Source organism: Gemella sp. 20925_1_85 (assembly GCF_041433735.1).
GTDB lineage: Bacteria > Bacillota > Bacilli > Staphylococcales > Gemellaceae > Gemella.
Genome location: NZ_JAPWCC010000013.1, coordinates 25,742 through 52,531, shown reverse-complemented (window position 1 = coordinate 52,531; position 26,790 = coordinate 25,742). Strand labels below are relative to the sequence as shown.

The following is a 26,790-nucleotide window of genomic DNA, read 5'->3' as shown; positions in this document are numbered from 1 at the left end:
TTTTCTTACATCTTCAATGAATTTATCATCGATAGTTTCTAATAATTTCCCTAAAATTGATTTAGCTGCGTAATAATCACGAATATCGAATACTGCATTGTGAGTGTGAATATAACGTGCACAAATACCGATTACAGTTGTTGGAATACCATTTAATGCTTGGTGAATATTACCAGCATCTGTTCCTCCTGGTGAAGTGAAGTATTGGTATTTAATTCCATTTTCTTCAGCAAGTGCTACGATTTTTTCTCTCATGTTAGCACGAAGTACCATAGTTCTATCAACTAATCTTACTAAGAATCCTTCTCCAAGGCGACCATTACTTGTTTCTTTTCCGTCCATATCGTTTGCTGGACTACAGTCTACAACGAAACATACATCAGGTTTAATCATATTTGCTGCCACTGTTGCTCCACGAAGACCTACTTCTTCTTGAACAGTAGCACAAACTACTAGGTTGAAGTCTAATTCTTTATCAGCAAATTCTTCTAAGGTTTCTGTAATAATTACACATCCGTAACGGTTATCAACAGCTTTACTCATAAATCTGTTTTCAGTAAGTTGTTCAAATGTTGTTTTTGGTGTAACAAATGCACCTTCGCGAATTCCCATTTCTAAAGCTTCTTCTCTTGAAGCTGCACCTACATCTATAGTCATATCGCTAATTTTTACATTTTGCGCTACTCCTGCAGTGAAGTGTTTAGGAATTGAACCTATTACTCCAGTGAATTTTTTCCCTTCATATGAAGTTACTGTGTAAGTTTGAGCTAAAAGAACATCTTCCCTAAAACCACCAAGTGTTTCAAATTTAAGCATACCATTTGGTAATACTTTAGTTACGATAAATCCAACTTCATCCATGTGAGCTGAAATCATAACTGTTTTAGCATTTTCTTTTTTAGACTTTTTAATAGCATAGATTCCACCAAGATTATCGAACTTAATCTCATCAGCATATTTAGATAAATTCTCTTCTAAATATTTTGAAATTTCACTTTCAAACCCTGATGTTCCGTCTAACATTGTTAATTCTCTGAATCTTTCTATTGATTTACTCATTTTCTTATACCTCTTTTATGTACTCTATTGTTTCACTTTCTTTATCATAACGTACTTCATATTCGATATTGTTATTGTCAAAATAGAACATTAAATATGAGTTTTCTTTTAAGTTTAGCGTATAGCTATCTATAACATCATAACCTAATGCGATTAATTTGTTTCTACACCTATCTATGTGATCATTATTTAATTCTTGCTCTTCTGTTTTTTGATAAACACGATATCCTGCATAAACTACAGCTAATGGCAATAATATTCTTTTTAATTTCATATTTTACCTCTTATCTGAATTCATCACATAACGAGTTAAATAATTCCTCACTAAGTTCTAGGTTTTGATGAGCAATAGGTTCATCTCGTTTATAATTACGTAAAGTATCTTCGTAATGAGGTTTTTTCTCATTTTTATAGATTACCCCTGTTACAAGGTCGTTGTATTCTTCTAAGACTCTATACGCTTCTAATTTATTAGTATTATCATAACCTTCGATATCAGAAAGTTTTGTTAAGTGTTCTTTATACCATGCTGGCGTGTTTTTGTAGTTATATGTTTTACATGGGCTGAACACGTTAACTAGTGAGAATCCATCATGATTAACAGCTTCTTCGAAGATTTGCATCATTTCTTTCATATCACCAGTAAATGCTTGCGCTAGGAATGTAACTTCACAAGATAAGGCAATTTTCATAGCTGACAATGGTTTTTCCATAACACCTTCAAGAGTTGTTGTCGTTACTAATCCTTCATCAGACTTAGGTGACATTTGCCCTTTTGTTAATGCGTAAAGTTGGTTATCCATTACTACGTATGTCATGTTTACATTACGTTTCATAGCGTGAACTGCGTGACCAATACCAATGGCATATCCGTCACCATCTCCACCCATAGCGAAAACTGTTAGGTCTTGGTTGGCTAGTTTTATCCCTTGAGCGACTGGTAGTGAACGTCCGTGCAATCCTTGAACTCCATATGCTTTTGTATATCCACTGATTTTCCCAGAACATCCAATCCCTGCAGAGATTACAACATTCTCAGGCTTAATTCCTAGATTTACAACAGCTCTATTTATACCCGCAAGTACCGAGAAGTCTCCACAACCGGCACACCAATCGGGCTTAACATCGTTTTTATAATCTTTTAATGTTACTTTCAAACTATTTTTCCTCCTCTAGTAATTGTTCAACAAGTTCGTGAGTATAATAGATGTCTCCATTATATTTTAGTAAACTACCAATTTTTTCTGAATTGTGGTATTTACTTGCTATTACAGTACGTAACTGTTTATTGTGGTTGTGCTCGACAATATAGATTTTTCTATATTTATCAAATGCATCACGAATAGGTTGAGCAACTGGATAAATTTGACGAATATGCATAGTATCAATCTTCATACCTTGTTCTTGTAATTGCTTAGCAGCTTTATTTAGAACTCCATATGTTGAATTTACACCTACTAATAGAATATCTTTTTCATCGTTATATTCATTTAGTTCGAATGGTTTTTCTACTAATGCAGATTCAATCTTATTAGAACGTTTTTCTTTTTGACGTACTGTGTTACGTTTGACCTCAGAAGGTAATCCTACAACAGAGTGTTCATAACTGTTCGCGTTGTGGATTCCACCTTTTTGACCTGGGATAGTTCTGTTTGAAACTAATACATCTGTCGCATAACGTTTGAAGTAAATAATATCTTCTTCAGTAATTTCTTCTTGTTTTAATAGATTTCCACGATCGATTTGAACCTTACTAAAGTCAAAGTTAGGCACTGTAGCCTTGTTCATACCTAATTGTAAATCCATTAAGACAATAACAGGTGTTTGATATTTTTCTGCCATATTGAACGCATCAATCATAGTGTAGAAACAATCTTCTACAGATGTTGGAGCTAATACAATACGAGAAGCATCCCCTGTTCCTCCGTATACTGCGTGGAAAATGTCTGATTGCTCAGTTTTTGTTGGAAGCCCTGAAGAAGGTCCACCCCTTTGAACGTCGACTATAACAACTGGTTGTTCTGCCATTGCTGCCATACCTAAGAACTCAGTCATTAATGAAATACCAGGTCCTGAAGTAGCTGTCATAGCACGAACACCTGCGAAGTTCGCTCCAATAGCTACACCTAACGCTGCAATCTCATCTTCTGTTTGGATATATGCACCATTTACTAGTGGAAGTTTATCGAATAAATATTCCATTATTTCCGTAGCTGGTGTAATTGGATATCCTGCATACATTCTACATCCTGCCGCTAATGCACCAAGACCCGCTGCATGGTTACCAACTAACCACATATTTTTGTGAGTTGGGTTTAATTTTTTTAGATAATACTTATCATTAATATTATTTTCAGCCATGAATTCATTCATAATTTCACGACCTTTATCGAAGGCTTGAATGTTAGTATTTACGATTTCCTCACCTTTACTAGAGAATTTTGCTTCAATCATATCGTAGAATATTTTTGAATCGATATCTAATAAAGCTGAACAAATTCCAAGTGTAATAATGTTTTTAATGATTGGATTTGCAATTTCTTTTGCTAAATCAGTAATTGGGAATACCGCAACTAATCCTTTAATTTCTTCAGAAATTTCTGGTTTAATTTTAGCGTCCGCAATAATAATACTGTTTTCATCCAATTCCGGAATATAACTATCTAATGTTGCTTGGTCAAAAGCTATAAGAATGTCTGTCTTATAGTCAATAACATTAATTTTTTCTTCTGAAATACAAATTTTACTATTACTGTGACCACCTTTAATTCTACTTGCGAAATCTCTTGTAGAATACATGTGGTAACCTAATGTATTTATTACTGTAGAGAAAATCTCGGCTGTACTTTCTAGTCCTTCACCTTGTTCTCCACCAATTTTCCATCCTAATTTATTAATCATATAATCTCCTTTAATCTCTTTCATTAGAAATTTAATCGTTGATTTCTCAATACTTTATTTTACCATATTTAAGAAAATTTTTCCATCCAATAATATTTATTATCAGTACAATAATTCTAATAAAATATTATTATTTCACAATTTATTTTGATAAAGACCTTTATTTTATTTTTTTTAAAATTTGTATAATATTTAGGGATAATAATCCTTTAAAGAGAGCGACTCAAAAATTGCAATCCCTTAGGAATTAATTTTATTAAGCCGCTCAACATATTTTTTATTAGATTATAAATTTTAGTCTTCTCTGAATCACTATACCTAACTATCAGAATTTAAACTATATTCATAAGTCTTATCATATTACGTATGTTTTTATTTATATTTAGCTTTTAATACCTTTATCTGAAGTCAATTCAAGTTCGTAGAATTGTTGTTCAAAAGTATTATATTTTTTAAGATCTATATTTTTCACTCGTTTATTTACCCAAACTATATCTGTACTCCAGCTTAAAGGTAACCATGGTGCAACCTCAGCAAAATCATTATCAAATTTATTAAACGCTTCTTTTATTTTATTATCATCAAATGAATCTTTTGAATCAATCGCTTCTAAATCTTTCGCTAGAGTTTCATCTATATATCTAGGTAAATTTAATTTAGAAGTTCCACCAGCTATATAGTTAGGGTTTGGATTATTAAAGAATCCCCATGCCCCTTGGAAAATATCAATAGAAGGATCATCCGCTTGTACTCTTGTTGACCAATCTTTTGGTGATAATAATTTACCATCTACCAATTTAACATCAAGACCTACTTCTTTCCATGATTTAATGAAATTATCCGCTAACGCTTGATCTAAATCACTACCAGTATTTCTTGCAGCATAATTAAATACTAATTTCTCACCATTTTTGTTTTCACGTAATCCGTCTCCATCAGTATCTTTATACCCTGCTTCATCTAATAATTTTTTAGCTTTTTCTACATCTTTTTTGAATTTCTTACCATTAGGGTTAACTGCTAATTCTATTCTAGGTGGGAAGAATCCTGAACCAGTTGGTGTATATCTTAATCCTTTAAATAGTTTATCATTAATTTGATCCCAATCTACTGCATATCCAAAAGCTTGTCTTAATTTAGCATCGCCTAATTTTCCGCTTGTATCAGTTAGAACTTTTCCTTCTTTTTTATCAAATTTACCTAATTTAAATCCTACATATGACACATAAAGATCTGTTTGACCTAAAACATCTCCATTTTTAGAATCTTTTATACCTTCCCAAATATTTGGACTAAGAGAACGAATGTAGTCTACATCTCCATTCTTAATAACCGATGCTGCTTGTGATGGTGACACAGCTTTAAATTCTATTTCTTTTACTTTTACTTTATCTTTATTAAAGAAATGCGGGTTTTGTTTGGCTAGAACACTTTCTCCATTAACCTGTTTGTCTAAATAATATGGACCATATGATAATGGTTTTGTATTTAGATTAGCACCAGAGAATTTAGCAAAATCTTTAGATGCTTCTTCAACCTGTGCTTTATTCAAAAATGTAGTGATAAAACCATTACCCCAAAGTAATGATGGTCTAACATCTGTGTATTTAATTACCACTGTTTTATCATCTTTCTTCTCTATACCTTTTATCGATGAAGCTTTACCTTCATGATATTCTTTCATTCCTTCGATTACTTCATAGTCAGAAGAATATCTGATATTTTCTACATATTTAGGATTACCCATTAAATTATATGTAGCAATTATGTCATCAGCGGTAACATCTTCCCCATTGTTCCATTTCAGATCTTTTCTTAGAGTAATTGTTGCTTCTTTTTTCTCTTTATCTAAATGGAATTTCGCAGGAGCTTCATTATCATCTTGTTTTAATCTGTAGTCTTTATCCAATGCAAAAGTATAAAGCATTGTATCTCTCATAACATAGTAATCCGTTGCTTGTAAGAAGAATATTGGATTAAACATTCCTGTAAGTGGATCTGCTGATAAGATTCCTACTTTTAAATGACTGTCTGATACCGCATTTCCATCATTTTGAACTAAAGTTTTAAATTCAACCGATGGTTTTGTAATATCCCCTGTTTTCTTATTTTGATTAGTAGCACAACCTGCTAATAATAATGTTAAAGCTAAACTAGAACTAACAACTTTTGTTATTTTCTTATTATTTTTTTTCATAAATTTTACCTCACTTTTCCTACACAAAGAAAAAAGCCCTTGTAGAAGCTATTAACTTCCACAAGGACGTATCTATAGACGTGTTACCACCTTGATTTATAGTATTTTCACAAATACCATCTCAAAAAGTACTAAAATACCATTTTAATACTCCTAGCTGTATCGGGCTATCCCGTAGTAGTTTAACTATTCAACTACTAACACGAAAAGACCATCTTCATAGTATCATCTTTGATCTCATTTCACCCACCGAGACTCTCTAAGCAAATATCAACTACTACTCTTCTTTTCAAAGTGTAATTTTTTATTGTGATATAAGTATATCAAGATAAGAAACCCTTGTCAATGTTTTTTTGAGAAACGATATAGTAAAATTATTACGAAAAGAGTAGAAAAAAAGAATAAATTACTCTACACTATGATTTACGACACTACGGAAAAAATTAGTTTTCGCTAATATTTTGACTACAACAGTACTATAGGAATATTAATGATGAAACTACAAAAAATTTAAGAGTATAGAAACATCCATACTCTTAATTTTTTATTAACAAATTAACTTTACTATTTAGAAAGTTTACGTCTAACAGCAATTCCAACAAGTGCAATTAAACTTAAACCAAGCGCAGTTGTACTAGATGAATTCATACCTGTATTAGGTAATTTTCTTTCACTGTTAGAAACATTAGCTTTTTCAGCAACTTTTTCACTAGATTTAACGCTAGCTTTTTCTACTCCGTATACATGAGTTGTAATTCCATCTTTTTTAGATGTTGAAACTGTGTTATATCCTTTAAGAACTTTAGGTGCTTTTTCTCCAAGCTCTACTGGTGCAAGTTCATTACCTGCCGCATCAATATGACGTGTTACAACTAATTCTTCTTTAACTAAGACTGGAGCATCTTGACCATTTGATGATTGAGGTTTTTCAGCATCAAATTTATATGTTTTTGAATCTACAGAAATTGTACGTGAGTTTGGATTTACTACTGCATATTTAGTTAAATCAGCTTTTTCTAAATAATTTTGGAATGCTACATCCATAGATGGCCCTTCTTCACGTGCTCCACCTAGCATTGTATATCCATCTCCACCTGCTGCTAAGAAGTCATTTGTAGTTAGGTAGTATGTTTTATTTAAGTCTAATTTATCATATGCACCTGTGTCGTGGTTCTTAACTTCTACACGTAATACACGTTTGCCAGAAGGTAAGTTTGTATCGTAGTATACTTTAGCTCCTGATACATGTAGGAAACCACCACTTGGTTCTAATAATGGTTGTCCATTTTCATCTAAGACAGTTTTACCAGCTTTATCAACTTGTAAAATAGATCCTAATGATTTTTCAAACATATCTAATACATTTTGACCTGTAACTTTAATTTGAGAAATAGTATTACCGAATGGAAGAACAGCAATTACACTTCCTTTTGTAATAGGTTTGTCTTTAGCAATAGTTTCACGTAAACCACCACCATTTGTTACTGCTATATCAGTTTTGTTTTGGAATCCAGTTTGACCATATTCATATAGTGAATCAGCTACTACATTTCCTAAGTTAGTTTCGCGTACACGAACATTTTCACGAGTACCACTTAACTCAACAGGGCTATTTTTCACTACAACTACAGCATTTTCTGCGTCATATTTCGCTTTAATTTGATCAACTAATTTTTTCACCTCTGCATTAGGCGTTACATTAGTAGTTTCTGAAGCTTTAATTAGACTTGGAGTTCCTAATAAACTATTTGGTTTTAATGTAACTTTACCAATGTTGTTTAAGTAACTTCCTGTTTGATTATAAGTAACGTTGTCTCCATATGTTTTTGATTCTACTGTGTGAGAGTGACCGTCGATTACTACTACACGTTTTCCTTTTAATAAAGGACTTTTAGATAGTTCGTCAGCAAGAGTAGAACCTCTCCATTCATTTGGAGTTGTTGTATCTACTCCAAGGTGAGCTAAAATTACATATGTTTTATAATCATCTCCAGTAGCTTTTGCTTTGGCTTGGATTTCTTTAACTACATTTAGTACCTCTGGAATAGGATCTTTGAATGTTACACCTTGAACATTTTTAGGGTGTGTTTTTGTAGCAGTTTCTGGTGTTGTTACCCCAATAACAACAACCTCATCACCTTTAACACTTTTATCTTTATCGATGATTGTAGATGCTTCAAATAAACGTGCGCCATTAACATAAGTATTTGAGCTTAATAGCGGAAACTTTAAAATTTGTTTATACTTTTTAGCTTCATCTAAACCAAAGTCAAACTCGTGGTTTCCTACAGCCATAGCATCGTAATTCATTTTGTTTAAAATTTCAGCACGAGCTTCACCTTTTGTTGAGTTAGAGATTGGTAACCCTTGGAAAGCATCCCCTGCATCTACCACTACTGTTGTTTGATCTTTTTTAGCACGTTCATTTTCAATTACTGTAGCTAATTTTGCATCCCCAACAACTGATGTATTTTTATCACGACCTTTTTCTTCCACGATACGTCCGTGAACATCATTAGTGTGAACCAATACTAAGTCTTTTTCAGCTGTTTTTTGTACTGATGCTGTTGATGGTTCTGTATTGGCACTTGGTTGATTAGATGGTCTTGCATTCCCAGTTGATGGAGCCTCTGAAGGTGTTGTCGATGGCGCAGCTGTTGCAGAAGTCACAGGCGTTGTAGGAGCTGGTGTTGTTGACTCATCTGCGAACGCAGCTCCTCCTGAAGTTGCAATTGCTAATCCTACGATTGTAGCTGACGCTAATGTATAATTTTTTTTCTTCATAATAACTTTTTTTCTCACTTTCTTATTTGTAATTTAGTATTTACATAATATCACAATAATTCGTGTTTTTCAACTATTATTTAAGTATTTTTTTATGATAACGATTTAAAAGCGTACTATTTTAAAATTTGTGTTTATTAATATTATTTTGAGAATAAAAAAATCGAAATTAGATATAATCTAATCTCGATTCAATCTTGTTATTTAAACATTCTTAAAAGTATTCTATCGCTTAATCTTGGGAATAATTGACTAATTTTAACAGCTAAAACTAGTTTAAATGGTAAATTTACTTCACGTTTTTTCTGTTCAATGCCTTTTATTATCTTACTGACAACAAGTTTAGGCGTTAGTGTCTTACCACCCATCGCTTTTTGATAACTCTTGTCTTCATCAGCAATATTAAAGAAATTTGTAGCTACAGGTCCTGGATTTACAGTCATAACATGAACATTATCTTTTTTAAGTTCTAAACGTAAAGAATTAAAATATCCAATTAGAGCAAATTTTGTAGCAGAGTAAACAGAACTCTTCGGTGTAGCTATTTTCCCTGCTAGAGAAGCTATAGTTACAATAGTTCCAGATTTCTTTTCTCTCATTCTTTTAGCAATCTCAGTTGTTAGTTGAATAGTTCCTATAACATTTGTATCAAACATATTCACTACATCATGATCACTGAATTCACTAAAATCCTTCATAATTCCATAGCCTGCACCATTGATAAGTATATCTATATCTTTTATAGATGAAAGTAGGTGTTCTACTTGTTCTTGAGAACCAATATCCACGCTATATACTCTAGTCTTAACATTTTCAAAAGCTTCACATTTTTTAGCAACTTTTTCAAGAGCTTCTTTTCTGCGAGCTACTAATATCAACTCAACATTCCCTTTTTGTGCATATTGGTGTGCTAACTCACGACCTAGACCACTAGAAGCTCCCGTTATTAGTATTTTTTGTTTGCTATTTTCCATACAATAATCCCTCTCTTATCCGTGTTTCGCTGCACAGCTACATTGCCCTTTTAGGCACTTACACGTAATTACCTCTGGGGCTATTTTTCTTTTTTCTTTCAGCAACTCAATAATTTCATCAATATTACTTTTACTTAAATTATCAGTCTCAATTATATTCTTAACAATCACATGTGTTTTTCTTTCACAAATTCTCTCTAAAAAGTTCTGTGTTAGTATATCTAAACATTCATCTTCTACACAATTTGCTGAATATAAAAATTTATTCCCTTGTTTTCTTGTTTCTAAAAATCCTTTTTCAACTAACCTTGACAGTAAAGTCTTAATAGTCGATGGTGTCCAAGATTTTTCTTCACCTAGAGTGTCGATTACAAACTTACTTGTAGTTTCTTTATTACTCCAGACCACTCGCATTACTTCCCATTCCGCTTCCGAAATATTAATTTCCATTTATTATCATCCTTTTTTCTCAGTTACATCTGTAACTATAATACTATTTTAATCAAATAATGTCAATTCATAAAAAACTTGATTCTAGCAATACTAGAATCAAGTTTACTATTTTTTCCTAATAGGATGTCTAATAACTGTTTTAAGCTTCTCAGGTGCAGTTTTTCTCACATCAGAAATATAAATTTCATGGTGGAATCTCATCTCGTTAATGTCTAATTCATAGCCTTCAGAAATCATATATTCATGCATCTTAGTGACAGTTTCTGGCTCTTTGTCATAAGGACCAATATGCATACATTGGACACAAGTTCCTTCATTATAGCTAAAAAATTCAACGTTTGAGAAATCTCCTTTTTTCTTTTCCGTTACTTGCTTGATAGCCCACTCAAATACTTCTTTTGTAACAAAATCTGGCATACGTATTAACGAAATAAACTTAAAATTTTGTTTATTACTATAATCAACACCGTCTATTCCTTCCTGCCACCAAAACCCTTCTAACGGTGGAACAACAAAATCAAAGTAACCATGAATTTTATAATCTCCTTTTTCACTCATTTTTATAGCGTAAGCTACAGGATACAATAAACTAATCGATTGTTTATATTCACTATTTTCATCATTTGGATCCCCACTTCCTCTTACTGCTATATAATTAGCTTTCTCGACATTAACAATACTCGGTTTAGTCTTAGGAGCATATAAATGCTTAAGAGTTTTTTTAAAATCAACTGCCATACTACTTCTCCAAAACAAAAATTATTCTATCTGATTCAGCATATCTTTTATTGTTTTTATCAAAGTCACAGAAATAATCTTTAACTTTAAATCCAATATTTTGAACTTCAGCAAGGACACTTTCAATTTCATAGGTTCTTTGAGAGTGAAACTGCTCAAGTTTTCTATACAAACCGTTATTTTCTTTTATAAAGAACGATAACTCGCTCTCCACTTCTAAAGAATTTTCTGTCTCATATGTAAACCATAAATAGCTTATTTCCTCATCTTCATAACCGAAAACTTGTTTTTCTAACATATCCGTAACTTTTTTGGGAGTATGGATATCAAACACAAATTTTCCACCTTCTCTTAAAGACGAGTATACTTCTTTTAACCCTAGTTTAAACTCTTCAAAATCCGATAGATAATTAAATACATCAAATGCACTTAATACAAAATCAAATTCCATATTTAATGATGAAATTTCTAATAAATCCATCGCAAAATAATTACAACCAGGAACTTTTTCACTAGCTATCGCCAACATTTGTTCACTATTGTCTACTGCAAATACTTCTCCATATTTTTTTAGAGTTGGTAGCATTGCACCACTACCACAACCTAAATCAAGAACTAGAAGATTTTCTCTATCTTCTAATTCTTGACCAATAATATTTTTATAAGCATCGTAGTCGACATCCATTAGTTTATCATAAACAATACTTAAATTTTCGTACATATTATACACCTTTTATAGGATATTTCTCAAATAGTGCATCTAATTCATAGTATTCTCTATCGTCACGAGTCATGATGTTTACTACTATATCACCTAAGTCCATAAGAATCCATTTGGCTTCTCTTAGACCTTCTGTACTGTGAATTTCTCCACCATTTTCTAATACTTGTTCTCTTACCTCTTGAGCAATTGCTTCTACTTGTCTGTTTGTAGGTGCGTGACAAATTACAGAATAATCATATAATACTCCTGCTTGAGTTAAATCATACGCAACGATATCGTAACCGTGTTTGTCGTCACATGCATCTACAACAACTTTTAATAAGTTTTCTACTTCCATTTTCATCCTCTTTCTTTATTTTATTTTTTTATAATATGGAACATTACCACATATAGTACATCATCTTCTGGGTATCTTTTTGCTAATTTATCGATTAATTCGTCTAAAGTAACACCATAATACTTAGCATAACGTTCTGTTAAAGTATCTCTTGTTACAGGCTTAACTAAATCAACTTCTAATGTAGCAAACACTGTATCTGGATCTTCATAAGTCGTAGCTTCTAATAAATCACCTTTTTTGAAGTGAGCTTCACTCTTATTTCTAATCGTAATTGTTTTTTCATCAGCTAAGATTTTATCTTTATTTTTTTCTTTAAATCCAACACGATAGTTTTTAATATTATAATAGTTATAACACTCTAATAATGATGGATAAATTCTTTCATCGTTATCGATTAAATAAACTAGCGTATACTTAGCAGCAAGTCTTACCGCTTCATCTAAATCGTATTGAGATACTTCAGTAACCTCATCTAAATGTGGGTGTTTTCTTTGTGGATCAGTATAGTCAGCTATGAAGATTATTTTTTCTAATAATGTCATGTGCTTTCTACCGAATGTGTGGTTAGCAACTGCCAGTTTAACTTCTTCATCAGCTACACCAAATTCTTCTTCAATAAATGCACTTGCTACAGGTCCGTGAAGCACTTCTACCGGATAGTCTAATAAGTTAACATCTAAATTATGTAAGATTACGTATTTTTTCATTAATACTTCATCCATTGGTTTACAAACATCATGTACTAACGCTACTAATGCTGCTCTTTCTTCGTTTGCCCCATGAATTTTTGCTAAATGTTTCGCTACTTCCACAACTCTTAGTGTGTGTTCATATCTTTTTTCTGGTAATATTTCTTTCACTCTATTTTGAATTTCTTGATATTCCATATAAACTCAACTCCTCTATATATGATCTACATTCATCCGTAATCATATAATTAATACTTTTCTTGTTTTTTAAATTTTTCCTAATTAAACTAGAACTTATCTCAATTATCGGTGATTTCATTATCTCATAATTAATAGATTTATAAAAAACATCCCCTTCTGCTACTTTATATAAATCCTCTTCATCACGAGCAACAAAAATAAAAGTTACAAGTTTTGCTAGTTCTCCTATATTATACCATTTTTTTAAATCTTTGGCTCTATCTGTTCCAATAATAAAATAGATTTTTTCATTTTTATACAATTCACTAAAATACTTAACAGTATTATAACTATAACTTACACCCTCATTTGATATTTCATAGTCACTTACTTCAAACTTTAAGTTGCCTTTAGTACTTAGTTTCGTCATCTCAAACCTATTTTTATCACTAGCTTCAAGTTCTCTACCTTTTAACGGTGTAATATATGAGGGAATAAAAATAACTTTCTCTAAATTATAAGTATCTAGTGCTATTTCGGCAGTAATTAGATGACCTATATGAATCGGGTCAAAACTACCACCATAAAGCGCAATTGACATCTTATTTCACCAACTCTATTTTTCTATACTTTTCCTTAGAGCTTTGTTTGTATAATACAATAGTGTGTCCAATTACTTGAACTAATTCAGATGAAGTACGTTCAGATAGAATTTGAGCAACCTCATCTTTATCTTCTTCACAGTTTTGTAAAATACTTACTTTTAATAATTCACGTTTTTCTAACGCATCTCTAATTCCTTGAATCATATCACTATTTACACCTGATTTCCCTACTTGGAAAATTGGTGATAAATGATGAGCTAATGCTCTTAATTGTCTTTTTTGTTTTCCTTTTAACATCTTATCCTCTTTTCTTTTACTATATTATCGATTCACGTACAAATACTTCGATTTCTTCTGGTACATGAATATCAATCTTACATCCACTATCGCTATTAACAGTAATCCATCCTAATCCAGAAATCACAATATCCATCTTTCTACTGTCAATAGTGAAACTTTTCTTAACTTGATTGTTGAAGATAGAAATATTATCTTCAAACGGCGGTTTTAATAATGTTCCTAAGTGCTTTTCAAATAATTGATCTGCATTACTTAATTTTGTACGATGGATTTCTACTAAATTAGATGCATATAATGTGAAACTTTGACGCTCACCTTCTACAAAATCCATTCGAGCCATACCACCAAAGAATAAACTTTGTTCAGCATTTAACTGGAATACACGAGCCTTAATCTCTTTTTTGGGCATTACTAATTTTAAACTTTGCGCATCAAGATAATGAGCTATATCATAATCCAGAATAATACCTGGTGTATCATAAATACTAGTAGCACGATCTAATGGTATCTCTATCATCCCTAGCGTTGTCCCCGGGAAGTGAGAAGTTGTAATTACATTCTTATCCCCAGTTGTAAGTTCGATAAGTTTGTTAATAAATGTAGATTTACCGACATTCGTTGCTCCTACTATATAAACATCCTTACCATTTCGTAATTCATCTATACGACTTGCTGCTTCTTCAACACCTTGATTTTTTATCGCACTAATTAAAAGAATATCTTTTACTTTAATGCCCTTAGCTTTCAGCATCTTAAATAACCATTGTTTTACTTTATTTTGCTTAACAGATTTAGGTAATAAATCTAACTTGTTAGCTACAAGTACTATGTCTTTATTATTTCCTACAATATCAACTACATCTTCAATCCAACTTCCAGAAAAGTCAAAAATATCTACTACTTTTACAATTAATGCATCTTTTTTTGATAGTGTTTTGATAAGTTGATAGAAGTCTTCAGCTCCAAGTTGCACATCAGATACTTCATTATAGTTTTTTAATCTAAAACATCTTTTACAAACAAGATTGCCGTCAATACTTTTTTCAACAACACTCTTTGGTAAATAACCTTGTTTATTTTGATCTTCACTTTGAATCTCAACACCACAACCTATACAATAAACTTTATTACTCAATATGGCCTCCATTTTCTTTCTTATGTTTTAATCTATACCCTACTTTTTTCATTTTAGGGAATTTTTTTCTTCTTGTTAAATTTTGGATTATTAACCCTTCAAAAAATCTATTAATTCTAGTTTTGAATGCATCAGTTTTAGATATAGGTTTTACTAGTACACTCATAACTCCGAAACTTTTCGCACCTAGTACATCAGTTAAAACTTGATCTCCTAGGATAATTGCTTCTTCAGGTTTTCTATTTAATTTTTGTAAAGCTCTTTTAAATCCAATTGTCAAAGGTTTTTTTGCTCCAGCTACATATTGTAGATTTAATTTTTTACAGAACTCCTCAACACGTTCTTCAGTATTATTAGACACAACAATAATATCGAAACCAGCTTTTTTCATCTTCTTTAGCCATTTATTCAATTCTTTTGTATCTTTTTTACTGTCCCATGATATTAAAGTATTATCTAAATCAGAAATAATAACTTTCTTGTTATGCATATTCATATATTCAACATCAATAAACTCATACTTTTCTATAAAATCATCTGGTGAAAAATATCTTTTTAGTACCATTTTCCTTTATCAATAGCTTATAAAATAGTAGCTATTTTCTCTCCCATCTTGATTTCTTTATTCTCTAAGTTTTCCTCTAAGATTACATTATCTTTTTCAAACAGTAATACTACTGTTGAACCAAACTCAAAGTACCCTAACTCTTCTCCTTTTTTCACATAAATACTCTCATACGTCGGAATAATAGAATTAACATTTTGAGCTCCTACAGGGATCAATGTATAATTTATTTTTCCATTAAGTCTATACACTTGTCTGTAGTTATAGCTTAATATATTATCTCCTAATTCTAATCCAAGATTATTAACTGGATATGAATATTTACCTAAACTATATGCATCCTTTACCTGACTATTCATAGGGAAGTGAATACGATGATAATTCTTTGGACTTAGATATATTATAATATATGTACCATCTTTATATTTATCAGCTAACTCACTATCGCCGACTAATGTTTGAACATTGTACACTTGATTTTTCACAATAAATGTACTATCTTCACTTATAGTTCCCACTTCTGAAATAACTCCATCAGTAGGACTCACTAAAGAATCCTCTTCTTGATTAATTGGTCGAGCATCAGGTCGTAGTTTTCTGATAAAAAATTCATTTAAATTTTTAAAATCATCAATTTCATCTAAGATTTCTTCTGTATTAATATCATATACCTTAGCAAAAGGTTGAATCATTAATCTACTTAAATTAGACTTAGTTAATTTTTTAAGAGCTTTAGAACTCATATTTCCATTAGTTAATTCAACACAAAGTTGAAACATTTTCTTTTTTAACATACCCGCCTCCTTATTGAATATCATGTTATATTTTACTATAAAAGTCGATTAAATACAAATATTGCAAAGAAATCAGCCTAAAACTATCAGAAAGTATATTTTATTAAAAATATTATTTAATTTAATCTGATTATTATAGTATAATCTTTTATATTATTATATTTTTCAAGAAACTTAACTATATTACATTCAACTATTATACGTTACCATTATTGAAAATTTGATATTTGTATATTCAAGTATCTTTTAAATTTTTGTTATAGAATATTGATTTTATCACCATAAAATTGTATAATATAATTATAATAATAAAGCAAGGGAGTGAATGACATGACGTTAAATAATAAAGTAAAAGAAAATATTATTTTAACAACTGTCCAAAACGTTTGAACTAAGGGCTATTCTCTGACAAGTGTTCAGGATATCATTAAAAAAGCTAAAGCCCCTAAAGGAAGCGTATATTATTATTTTCCAAAAGGAAAGGATGAGATTTATCTAGAAGCACTAGATAAAATCAACAGTAATGTAAAAAAAGAATTTAAAACAATTTCTCCGAAATTAGGGACTTTAGAGGAGTATTTAACAACTGTTTTTGATCTTTTTATATCAAAAGGTAAAGCATGTAAACGTAGTGGTTTCTCTCTAACATTATTAGCTATGGAAACTGCAGAATTATCACCAATTATCGCTGAAAAATGTAGTGATATATTGGAAAATTGGCGCTTACTTCTTGCTGATGGATTATTCGATAGAAATCTACCTGAAGATGTTTGTAATCCTGTTAGTGAATGGTTATTCACTAGTATTCAAGGCGCATTAACTGCTAATAGAATACACAAGGATGAAGCATTCCTTTATAATATAAAATCTACAATTAAATTTGTTTCTACTGCTTCTCCTGAGACACTAAGAGAAATATTCTCTAGATCGGATGAAGACGAAGTTGTCGCATAAATAAATCCCTCACTACTGAAGTCAGTAATGAGGGATTACTTTTTTTAAATTGTATTTATCATTTGCATCGTTAAAGCATTAATTTTTTGGCTAAAGAATTTTTTAATTGCAGGATCTATATCTATTCTATCTAAAGCTAATTCAAAGTCTTCTAACCAATATTTTGCTTCTTTTATAGAAATAGGTAGTTTCATATGTTTTTTTCTTAAGTCAGGTGTAGCAAAGATCGAATGACCTGGCTGTCCTAAGAATAATCTGAAAAATCGTTTTTGTTCTATTTTGATTTTATCAAAACCATCATTAAATAAAAGATTGATTCTATCGTCATTTGGTATAATATCGTCATACATATGCATAACTAGTTCATCAATCTTTTCTTCTCCTATTTGTTCATACAGGTTCATAATTACCTCCACAATTTGTTCATATTTTTTTCACTTTTTGTCCTTATTTATATTAAACTACATTAATAAAATTTTTGCAATTAAAATGCTGGCCAAAAATATAATTTTACAGAATAATATACTAAGAAGTATATATTCTATGTAAATATTTCAATCTTAGTATAAAAGTATAAAACGTAGAATAAGACTATACCTATTCTACGTTTTAGTACTACTATTTTAATAATTTTTTAAATGCTTCTACTTTGTCAGTTCTTTCCCAAGTGAATTCTACATCTTCACGTCCAAAGTGTCCGTAAGCTGCCGTTTTCTTGAAGATTGGTTTTCTTAAATCTAAAGTTTCGATGATTCCATTTGGTGTTAAACGGAATTCTTCTTTAATAGTTTTAACGATATCCCCTTCGTCAACTTTTGAAGTTCCGAATGTTTCAACAAAGATTGATACTGGGTGAGCTACTCCAATCGCATAAGCTAATTGTACTTCTGCTTTATCACAGATTCCACTAGCAACGATGTTTTTAGCGATATATCTAGCCATATAAGCTCCTGATCTATCTACTTTTGTTGCATCCTTACCACTAAATGCTCCACCACCGTGACGTGAGAATCCACCGTATGTATCAACAATAATTTTACGTCCTGTAAGTCCAGCATCTCCTACTGGTCCACCGATTACGAATCTTCCTGTTGGATTGATGAAGTACTTAGTATTTTCATCTAATAAATCTTTATCTAAACATGGCTCAATTACGTATTTTTTAATATCAGCGTGGATTTGTTCTTGAGTAACATCTGCATCGTGTTGTGTAGAAACTACGATTGTATCAATTCTATTAACTTTGTGGTTTACATCGTATTCGATTGTTACTTGTACTTTTCCATCTGGACCTAAGTATGTAAGAGTTCCATTTTTTCTAACTTCTGCTAATTGTTTTGAAAGTTTTTGACTTAGGTAAATTGGTAGTGGCATATATGTTGGTGTTTCGTTAGTTGCGAATCCAAACATAAGACCTTGGTCACCAGCACCTACTTCATTTTCTTCTTTTTGTTGTTTTGTTTCTAATGAATTGTCAACCCCAAGAGCGATGTCTGGAGATTGTTTATCTAACCCAACAAGTACTGAAATATGATCACCTGAATATCCTTTATTAGGATCGTTATATCCAATTTCATTAATTGTATCACGAACGATTTGCTGGAAGTCAACATTTGCTGTTGTTGAAACTTCTCCTACAAGTACTGCTAATCCTGTGTTTACACAAGTTTCACAAGCTACACGTCCATATGGATCTTGCTCTAAAATTGCATCTAAAATTGCATCTGACACTTGGTCAGCAATTTTATCTGGGTGTCCTTCTGTTACTGATTCTGATGTAAATAAATATGTTTTGCTCATTTTTTTCTCCTAAAATATTTTTGTCTGATATTAATACAAATCTCCTCTAGATCCTTAATATCTTTTAAATTATATAAATAAAAGACCTTATCACATAGACAAGGTCTTTATTTATTACCTCATCGTTCAAAGTAAACTTTGCTAAGGAAAGCACCTTAATCAATTGATTAGGTTGCTGGAGTTCAACGGGCCTTATCCCTCACTCACTCTTGATAAGTATTTATATTTCTTTTATCAGCATATTAGATTTTAATATACTTTTTCTAATTTGTCAAACGATAAAATAAAATAATTAATATTCAATATTGTATTTGCTTCTTTCTTGGAGAATTTTTTCTTTTAGTTTCTCCGCTTCTTCTATTAGAATTGGTAAAACTCGTCTTATCGACTTGAATTTTTTCCTATTCACACTTAACATACAAAATAGATATTAATATTATTTTCCCGTTAGACTTCTTCTATGATATAATTAACTTGTCGTTGATAACAAATCAAATCCTGCGATAGTAGGAGGTGATAAAATACTTTTATGGAAATACTTACTCAAACAGTGCTTAACATTATGACAAATATAGTTTCATATTATATTTGTAAATGGCTTGATGAAAAGCACTCTAATATACAACGATAAGCCTTATTATGTTCTTCATAATAAAAACACTAGCATTGTGACGGGTGCTAGTGTTTTACTTTTATGTTTTTACTTACTCTTTATACTTATATTCTAAACTAATATCAGATAATTGTCAAATAAAACTCCTGAAAAGATATGGTAAAATTAATATTCAATATTGTATTTACTTCTTTCTCGGAGAATTTTTTCTTTCAACCTCTCCGCTTCTTTTACTGAAAGACAATCAATCGATAATTTGCTATATATTCCTGTTACTTGTACATTAGCTAATTTAAACTTATTTAAGATAGGTCCTGTATTTATAGTAACATCTTGAATAGTATTATATGGTAAAGTTTTTTTACTCTTGAAAAATACTCCTTCGACTCTAGACACCCCCATATCATCTATCTCGTAAGAATAATTTCTAATTACTAAAGGCGGGATGACTAAAGCCACTAAAGCATATATTATTAATATCACTAATATACCTAGACCTAGAAATTTATAATTTATTTCAGTTTTAAAGTAATCATATACACTCTTACCAATAACTGGTGATAAGAGAACTAGAGCATATATCCCAAAGTATATTCTCGTATATTGTATAGACCTTTGTGGTAAATTACGTGATTTTTTTTCAAATATTCTATTCATAACCTACCTCCGATATAATAAAATCTCTTTCTAATTTTTCTTTATATCCTTTATCATAATATTTCAACTTAATATCAGAGTTTACTCCAATAGAATTTATTGATAGATGAGAAAGGTCCCTTTTTTTCATAAAATAGTTCGTTCTACTATTTATAGTTCCTACTTTTTTCACCTTAATTAACTCCGTAATTATCGTTAATTGTCTCATAAATGTATTTTTAAAGTAATGTCTATCATAAGAAAGTTCATTGTATTTCAACATATAATTTTTCACTAAAATACTATATGAAACTAAGACAAGATAAAGAGCAACTGAACCTAATATTTTATACTCAAGCTTCAAGTCAACATTAGCAAAGTATAAAATCGCAAATACTATTATTGGGAGCGGGCTACAATTAAATAAACTCCAACGATACATCGCCATTCTTGCCTTACGTTGTATTTTCTCACTTTCTAAATTATCATAATGTTCTAAATCAATACCTAGATTATTTTTCACAAAATCCTGTGCAAAATCTTTCTTCACCAATGGTAAGACATCTATCGTAGATTTTTGCTCACTTAAATCTTCTGATACATTATTTGTCAAAGTCTCAACAGATAATTTCGCTAGTCCAAAGAATCTATAACGTAACGGATATATTAATTTTACGCTTTGAATTCTATCAATATCAATAACTAATGATTTTTTCGTTAAGAGTCCATATTTACACAGTAAATTATGATCTTTTGTCGTAAGGATAAAGTCATAATATTTTATAATCGTAAAAATAATTGATGCTAACACTACTAAAATCATGAAAATTCCAATTATTATAAATAAGGCTGTTATATTCCCTGCAACTGATTCGGCATTTTTTTGAAGTAGTTCATCAAAATAAGCTTCATTATCAAAAATAATCTTAAATACATCTCGAATCTTGTCATTTAAGGCAAGTATTAACCCTAAAGCAGCAAAGAACCTAACTCGTAACAATCCATAAAATGCAAGATCCTTTACAGATAATCGTAGTATTTCTCTTTGAATCTCTTCTTCAGTATTCTCATGAACTACAGAAGTATCTTCATCTCGTTTTAAATCTCTTAATATATCGATTAAATTTAATGCGATTTCCTTCTTCAAAGGTTTTATCCTAATCTTGCCTCCAACAAGATTAATATCTACAGAAAGCAGATTAAATGCTTGATACATTATATTGGAACTCATATCTATTGACTGGATATTTTCAAGATTTATATTTTTTACTTCTTTATTTATTATTCCTTTTGTATAAATTAATGCCCCATCTCGGACTTCATAACTTTTAACAAAATAATCAAAAATACCTATTACTATTAGTAGAAGAAACCCTGCTAAAACTAGTAAATAATATTTCCAGTTTTGCTCTTTTAATGCCAACACCATAAAGATACCAAACAATCTAAATCCTGTAATTACTGTATCCATAATAACCATAGGGTGTACTCGACTCTTTTTAATATTATTCATCTCTATACCTCCTATAGTTAAGATTATTCTCTAGTATCGTTAGTAATAAATTTTCTAGTTTCTCTACATCTTTTTTAGAAACATAAAAACTTAATTTTTCCGAACCAGTGTTTATACTAACCTTGTAAATGTTGAATTTTTCCGACAATATATTTTGTTTAATTGTGTAATCTAATATATTTCTAAGTGGTGCTATTTTCTCCAATTTAAAAAATGTATATATTGATGTTGAAGCTAATTTAAAATGTTCATCTGTTATTTCAAAAAATGTATTATATTCATATTTATCTCTTAGCATTACAACTATAACATGATTTAGAAAAACTAATCCTAATATTACCCATAGAATTATATAAGTATCAACACCGAACACTTCTTCAAAACCAGTAAACTTAAAAATCACAGAAGCCAGCACGACAAATGTTATGCTTATTGCCCAAATATTAAAGAAAAAATAATCAACATACAATCTTCCTATATATTTTCTCATAAAATTCCTCCCTACTTTTAAAAATTAATATTATAACTTTTAAAATTAGAAACCGATAAGATTTAGATTTCTTTCTCTTTCAATTGTAGTTTCATCCCCATGACCTGGATAAACTATTTTGGCTCCATCAAGCTTAAATAATACATTACCTAATGAATTTTTTAGTGCATCATAATCTGATCCATATAAATCATAACGACCAAAACCGCTTCTAAATAGTGCATCTCCCACTACAATAAACTTACCAAAATCAAATGATACTCCACCTGGAGAATGCCCTGGTGTTGGTAATACAGTGAAACTTAAACCGGCAATCTCGTATTTTTTATTTTCTTCAAACTCGAATTCTGCTGGCTCAGTCATAGGTGGTCTTCTCAAACGGAATAATGTTGAACCATTAAAATCTGGATTTTGTAACCAATCACGTTCATATCCTGAAATATATACCGGCACTCCGTAGTGTTTTCTACATTCATCTAATGACATAATATGATCAAAGTGAGCATGCGTTAATAATATAGCTTCGATCTTTACATTTAATTCATCTACAGCTTTTTGTATTCTATCAAAACCTTCACCTGGATCTACAATAACTCCACGTCCATCTTTATATACTACATAGCAGTTTTCATCTACCATATCCATTACTATTCTTTTAATTTCTGCTTTTGCCATTTTCTCAAAACCTTTCCATAATTATTGTTATCTCTATTTTATCTTATTATCATATTATTAACAAGCCTTGATTAGTAGTTTTCTTACTTTACTTATACTATCCCCTCATCACTTGACCTTGTCTAATATTTTTTTTATACTGGTATAGTATGGTTTTCATAAAACTTAGTTTTTTCCTAACTTTTTTCAAGTTAGGTTTAAATATCTAAGAAAAAAGGAGAAATAAAATGAAATTAAATTCATTCGCTAAGTTTTCATTACTTAGTATTTCTATATTATTAATGTCACACCTTGCTATCTCTCCAGTAATTCCAAACCTATATAAATTTTATCATGAAAGTAATCCTAATATAGGTCTGGCTTCTGTTGAGAGTTTAGCTACAATTCCAGCTATGATGATAACAATCTTCGTTCTTCTTAGCAATGGAGTTATTAAGTTTATTGGTAAAAAAAATACAGTTCTTCTTGGGCTACTACTAATATTTATCTTTGGTATTGTACCAGCTTTTACAACTAATTTTAAAGTTGTTTTAATTAGTAGACTTTTCCTTGGAGCTGGTATTGGTTTATTTAATTCCCTTTCTATTAGTATGATAAGTGACTTCTTTGATGAAGAACACCGTGGTACTATGATTGGACTCAGAACGGCATTCTTAAATATAGGTAAAGCATTAACTACATTTATTTCTGGATATCTACTAATTTACGGTATTCAATATACATTTTTAGTTTATGCTCTAGCACTTCCTATATTTATAATTTTTCTATTATTCGTGCCTAATGCAGAAAATGTGAATAATAAAAAAGTTAGCATTAAATTCCATAAGGAAACTATAGTTCTAACTCTTCTAACATTTTTAGTAGGAATTTCTTACATGGGAGCAACTATTAAAATCCCTACCCTACTAGCAGAAAAATATCACTACCAACCAGATGTATCTAGAAATTTATTAACGATTCTTGCTTTAAGTGGTATTCTTTCAGGAGTTATCTTCGGTATCCTTGTTAAGAGATTTAAAAATCTAACTTTACCAATTATGTTAAGTTTCATGACAATCGGGAGTGGGTTGTTTGCCTTAACAAATAATATTGTTATATTTTATATCGCAGCTATTTTTATAGGAATCAGCTTTGTTGGAACAATGTCATTTAACTTCTTTTATATTTCTAAGAAATTGGAAAACAAATTTATAAACTTTGCAACAAGTATAATTTTAGTAGGTGGTAATATTGGTGTAATTCTTACTCCAGTAGTACTTACAAAAATACCTGAAGCTCTATACTTAGAAAAATATACAACACCATTTTTCATAACTACTACACTAATGTTAACTTCTACATTAGTTAGTTACGCAATTTTAAGAAACAAAAAATAATATAAACCAAAAGAGGCATAACGTATAATTTTTACGTTGTGCCTCTTATTATTAACTATTTAATAATTCTTTATTTTTTTCTAAGAATTCTTTTAATTCTTTATCTGGAACCTGTCTAGCTAATACTAATGTTCTTAGTGATACATCATCTAAACGACAAGTAGCAAATACTGTCATATTATCCTCACCAGATATTTTCGTATTCTCTAACCAGTTTCTTGCCCCGTTTTTAAATAAACTTATAAATTCATCTTTCTTATCAGCAGTTGTCGGTATCTGATACAGATTAGTATCTTCATGAACCACTTTAACCCCTGTTACTTCATAATAGTATTTTCTTTCCGGAGTTTCCATAACTACAACTCTATGACTGTCAAAATAATCTTTTTTAGCAAACCAGTTCATATTGTTGAATACTCTCGTATCCAATGTTATTTTCTTCTCCTCAATTCCCGCACGAGCATGTCCAAATACCCATTTCACATCGCTTTGATCTAAACCTGGTTTGTTTTCAAAATCCATAAAAACTGCACCGATAAATGGAGCTGGTTTATTATCAATTCCATACTCTAAATACTTAGAGTTATTAGTTGTTTGTAAAATTGGTTCTTTAAGCGAATCCTTACCATCACCAGGAACATACATATAACCGATAACCTCATTATTTGTTGTTTTTAAGTCTTTAAACTTATTAGCTAAATAATCTTTCTCAGCTTGATCTACTACATATTCATCATTTTTCTTAGGTTCTTCCTTAGATTGTGTAGAGTCTACTTTTTGCTCAACTCGAACCTGTGGTTCAACGGAATTCTTATTCATGTAAGAATATATTCCAAACACTCCACCAACTACAAATAAAAGCATCAAGACATACTTTACAATTTTACTTAGTAAAGATTTATTATTATTCATAAAAAATATTCCTTTCTAAAAATTTGTGTTTACATATCTAAACTCCACATTAGATTATATCATAATTTTTTTAAAATTTCTTCAAAAATAATCCTCTCTTATACACTAAAATTTATAACGAATACCTGAGTTTTTCTTGATATACATAAAAAGAGATCGAACTTTTACATAGTTCAATCTCTTAACATTATGAAAATATACATTTTTAAACTTGTCTTATATTTACGAAATCAGTTGGTGGTACATTATCTTTTCCAAGATCTGGTTGTCCAGCTGTAATTAAGATATAATCTCCCTCTTTTGCTAAACCTGATTCCTTAGCAAATTTTGGTGCTAAACTTAACATTTCCTCCATAGGTAGTGTTCTTTCTTCAATAAATGTAGTAACACCACGTGTTAATGCTAATTTTCGAGCTTTTTGTTTTGATGGAACTACTGCTAAAATTTGAACTTTTGGTTTATACCTTGCGATAAACTTAGCTGTACTACCAGATTTTGTATAAGTTACAATATTATTTACATCTAAAGAATCAAGTAAATATTTAGTAGATAGCGAAACTGCATGGGCAATATCCATCTTGTGATTTTTATACTCATCATCGTCATCTTCAAATACTCTATCTTGAGTTTCTACATAACTAATAATTTTATCGACAGTTTGTAATGCCTCTTTTGGATAGCTTCCAGTTGCTGTTTCTTCTATCAACATTATTGCATCTACTCCATCAATAACTGCATTCGCTACATCCGAAACTTCTGCACGTGTAGGTCTAGGGTTATAAATCATAGAGTGTAACATTTGAGTTGTTAAGATTACTTCTACAGTTGCATCATTAGCTTTTCTAATAATTTCTTTTTGAATACTTGGTAAGTTTTGATATGGTAATTCCATACCAAGTTCATCCCTATTTATCATAATAGAATCTGCAAATTGAATAATTTCATCAATATTATCATATGCTTCTTTACAGTCAATTTTTACAATTAATCCAATATCCTTTTTCCCTTGAACTTGCAATATGTCTTTTACTTTTCGGATTTCATCAAGATTACTAACAAATGGACATGCAACAAAATCAACATCATGTTGACAAGCAAAATGAACAGTTTCTTCTTCTATTTTAATTAACTTATATTTACTTTCCGCATAAATATGATCTAAGTCATAAATTATTGCAGTATTTTTATCTAATTTGTCTCTTAATTCTTTTATTTTATTAATTCTATCAATGCACTCTTCTGTACTTCCATAATATGTATCAATTAATACAGCATCCGCCCCTTTAGCAACAATCTCCTCTAATATTCCCTCTGTACTATTTCCCAAAGTTGCTATAATTTTTGCCTTTCTAGTCATATATAACTACCTCACCTTTTAAAACG

The 26,790-nt window shown here is 30.5% G+C and carries 27 protein-coding genes and 1 riboswitch; of the genes, 2 read left to right on the top strand and 25 right to left on the bottom strand.

Annotation, left to right across the window (positions count from 1 at the left end; genetic code table 11):
• From O3884_RS05445 to O3884_RS05365, 17 genes are all read right to left on the bottom strand, one after another.
• The coding region (locus O3884_RS05445) for a M42 family metallopeptidase (protein WP_371452253.1) at positions 1-1,059 on the bottom strand (1,059 nt) is incomplete at its 3' end.
• Between the two features lie 4 nt (positions 1,060-1,063).
• The gene (locus tag O3884_RS05440) at positions 1,064-1,333 is read right to left on the bottom strand and encodes a hypothetical protein (protein WP_371452251.1); all 270 of its coding nucleotides are present in this window, start codon (positions 1,331-1,333) and stop codon (positions 1,064-1,066) included.
• Between the two features lie 10 nt (positions 1,334-1,343).
• Entirely contained in the window at positions 1,344-2,216 is an 873-nt protein-coding gene (locus tag O3884_RS05435) for a 2-oxoacid:ferredoxin oxidoreductase subunit beta (RefSeq protein WP_294681898.1), read from the bottom strand.
• Between the two features lies 1 nt (position 2,217).
• The gene (locus O3884_RS05430; protein WP_371452250.1) at positions 2,218-3,960 is read right to left on the bottom strand and encodes a 2-oxoacid:acceptor oxidoreductase subunit alpha; all 1,743 of its coding nucleotides are present in this window, start codon (positions 3,958-3,960) and stop codon (positions 2,218-2,220) included.
• A gap of 382 nt (positions 3,961-4,342) precedes the next feature.
• Positions 4,343-6,157: an ABC transporter substrate-binding protein gene (locus O3884_RS05425; RefSeq protein WP_294681896.1), complete on the bottom strand. Its 1,815-nt coding sequence runs from the start codon at positions 6,155-6,157 to the stop codon at positions 4,343-4,345.
• Between the two features lie 564 nt (positions 6,158-6,721).
• The gene (nt5e, locus tag O3884_RS05420) at positions 6,722-8,941 is read right to left on the bottom strand and encodes a cell surface ecto-5'-nucleotidase Nt5e (protein WP_294681895.1); all 2,220 of its coding nucleotides are present in this window, start codon (positions 8,939-8,941) and stop codon (positions 6,722-6,724) included.
• Between the two features lie 200 nt (positions 8,942-9,141).
• Entirely contained in the window at positions 9,142-9,915 is a 774-nt protein-coding gene (locus tag O3884_RS05415) for an SDR family NAD(P)-dependent oxidoreductase (RefSeq protein WP_371452248.1), read from the bottom strand.
• A gap of 15 nt (positions 9,916-9,930) precedes the next feature.
• On the bottom strand, positions 9,931-10,365 hold the full coding sequence (locus tag O3884_RS05410) for a CopY/TcrY family copper transport repressor (RefSeq protein WP_371452246.1): 435 nt from the start codon (positions 10,363-10,365) through the stop codon (positions 9,931-9,933).
• 108 nt (positions 10,366-10,473) lie between these two features.
• The gene (locus O3884_RS05405; RefSeq protein WP_371452244.1) at positions 10,474-11,106 is read right to left on the bottom strand and encodes a GyrI-like domain-containing protein; all 633 of its coding nucleotides are present in this window, start codon (positions 11,104-11,106) and stop codon (positions 10,474-10,476) included.
• 1 nt (position 11,107) lies between these two features.
• Complete coding sequence (locus O3884_RS05400) at positions 11,108-11,827, bottom strand: class I SAM-dependent DNA methyltransferase (RefSeq protein ID WP_294681890.1); 720 nt, start codon at positions 11,825-11,827, stop codon at positions 11,108-11,110.
• Between the two features lies 1 nt (position 11,828).
• A complete protein-coding gene (rsfS, locus tag O3884_RS05395; RefSeq protein ID WP_294681889.1) occupies positions 11,829-12,167 on the bottom strand; it encodes a ribosome silencing factor in 339 nt (112 codons plus the stop codon).
• A gap of 20 nt (positions 12,168-12,187) precedes the next feature.
• On the bottom strand, positions 12,188-13,057 hold the full coding sequence (yqeK, locus tag O3884_RS05390; protein ID WP_294681888.1) for a bis(5'-nucleosyl)-tetraphosphatase (symmetrical) YqeK: 870 nt from the start codon (positions 13,055-13,057) through the stop codon (positions 12,188-12,190).
• Positions 13,032-13,640: a nicotinate (nicotinamide) nucleotide adenylyltransferase gene (gene nadD / locus O3884_RS05385; RefSeq protein ID WP_371452241.1), complete on the bottom strand. Its 609-nt coding sequence runs from the start codon at positions 13,638-13,640 to the stop codon at positions 13,032-13,034. Before nadD ends, yqeK begins: the two co-directional genes overlap by 26 nt.
• Before the next feature lies 1 nt (position 13,641).
• On the bottom strand, positions 13,642-13,941 hold the full coding sequence (gene yhbY / locus O3884_RS05380; RefSeq protein ID WP_004264083.1) for a ribosome assembly RNA-binding protein YhbY: 300 nt from the start codon (positions 13,939-13,941) through the stop codon (positions 13,642-13,644).
• Between the two features lie 19 nt (positions 13,942-13,960).
• On the bottom strand, positions 13,961-15,079 hold the full coding sequence (gene yqeH, locus O3884_RS05375; RefSeq protein WP_060914243.1) for a ribosome biogenesis GTPase YqeH: 1,119 nt from the start codon (positions 15,077-15,079) through the stop codon (positions 13,961-13,963).
• Positions 15,072-15,644: a YqeG family HAD IIIA-type phosphatase gene (locus O3884_RS05370; RefSeq protein WP_060914242.1), complete on the bottom strand. Its 573-nt coding sequence runs from the start codon at positions 15,642-15,644 to the stop codon at positions 15,072-15,074. The genes yqeH and O3884_RS05370 overlap by 8 nt, the downstream gene beginning before the upstream one ends.
• 17 nt (positions 15,645-15,661) lie before the next feature.
• Positions 15,662-16,438, bottom strand: a complete 777-nt coding sequence (locus O3884_RS05365; protein WP_371452237.1) for a phosphatidylserine decarboxylase — start codon at positions 16,436-16,438, stop codon at positions 15,662-15,664.
• 405 nt (positions 16,439-16,843) lie between these two features.
• Here O3884_RS05365 and O3884_RS05360 point away from each other — a divergent pair, with 405 nt between their 5' ends.
• Positions 16,844-17,392: a TetR/AcrR family transcriptional regulator gene (locus O3884_RS05360; RefSeq protein WP_371452254.1), complete on the top strand. Its 549-nt coding sequence runs from the start codon at positions 16,844-16,846 to the stop codon at positions 17,390-17,392.
• 44 nt (positions 17,393-17,436) lie between these two features.
• Here the strand turns inward: O3884_RS05360 and O3884_RS05355 are convergent, their stop codons facing one another.
• From O3884_RS05355 to O3884_RS05330, 6 genes are all read right to left on the bottom strand, one after another.
• The gene (locus tag O3884_RS05355) at positions 17,437-17,796 is read right to left on the bottom strand and encodes a truncated hemoglobin (protein ID WP_294681876.1); all 360 of its coding nucleotides are present in this window, start codon (positions 17,794-17,796) and stop codon (positions 17,437-17,439) included.
• A gap of 214 nt (positions 17,797-18,010) precedes the next feature.
• Complete coding sequence (gene metK / locus O3884_RS05350) at positions 18,011-19,192, bottom strand: methionine adenosyltransferase (RefSeq protein WP_294681874.1); 1,182 nt, start codon at positions 19,190-19,192, stop codon at positions 18,011-18,013.
• Between the two features lie 116 nt (positions 19,193-19,308).
• A riboswitch (SAM riboswitch) is annotated at positions 19,309-19,411 on the bottom strand.
• Between the two features lie 559 nt (positions 19,412-19,970).
• Positions 19,971-20,462, bottom strand: coding sequence for a PH domain-containing protein (locus tag O3884_RS05345; RefSeq protein ID WP_294681872.1), 492 nt, complete (start codon positions 20,460-20,462; stop codon positions 19,971-19,973).
• Positions 20,455-21,954, bottom strand: coding sequence for a PH domain-containing protein (locus O3884_RS05340; protein ID WP_294681870.1), 1,500 nt, complete (start codon positions 21,952-21,954; stop codon positions 20,455-20,457). The genes O3884_RS05345 and O3884_RS05340 overlap by 8 nt, the downstream gene beginning before the upstream one ends.
• Positions 21,947-22,444 carry a PH domain-containing protein gene (locus O3884_RS05335; RefSeq protein ID WP_294681868.1) on the bottom strand — a complete coding sequence of 166 codons (498 nt, stop codon included), beginning with the start codon at positions 22,442-22,444 and terminating at the stop codon, positions 21,947-21,949. The genes O3884_RS05340 and O3884_RS05335 overlap by 8 nt, the downstream gene beginning before the upstream one ends.
• Before the next feature lie 45 nt (positions 22,445-22,489).
• Complete coding sequence (locus O3884_RS05330; protein ID WP_294681866.1) at positions 22,490-23,119, bottom strand: MBL fold metallo-hydrolase; 630 nt, start codon at positions 23,117-23,119, stop codon at positions 22,490-22,492.
• A gap of 227 nt (positions 23,120-23,346) precedes the next feature.
• Between O3884_RS05330 and O3884_RS05325 the strand changes: the two genes are divergently transcribed.
• A complete protein-coding gene (locus tag O3884_RS05325; RefSeq protein WP_294681864.1) occupies positions 23,347-24,495 on the top strand; it encodes an MFS transporter in 1,149 nt (382 codons plus the stop codon).
• 51 nt (positions 24,496-24,546) lie between these two features.
• Here the strand turns inward: O3884_RS05325 and srtB are convergent, their stop codons facing one another.
• Positions 24,547-25,407, bottom strand: coding sequence for a class B sortase, LPKTxAVK-specific (gene srtB, locus O3884_RS05320; RefSeq protein ID WP_294681862.1), 861 nt, complete (start codon positions 25,405-25,407; stop codon positions 24,547-24,549).
• A gap of 205 nt (positions 25,408-25,612) precedes the next feature.
• Entirely contained in the window at positions 25,613-26,764 is a 1,152-nt protein-coding gene (locus O3884_RS05315; RefSeq protein WP_371452234.1) for a pyruvate kinase, read from the bottom strand.
• Positions 26,765-26,790: the final 26 nt, after the last annotated feature.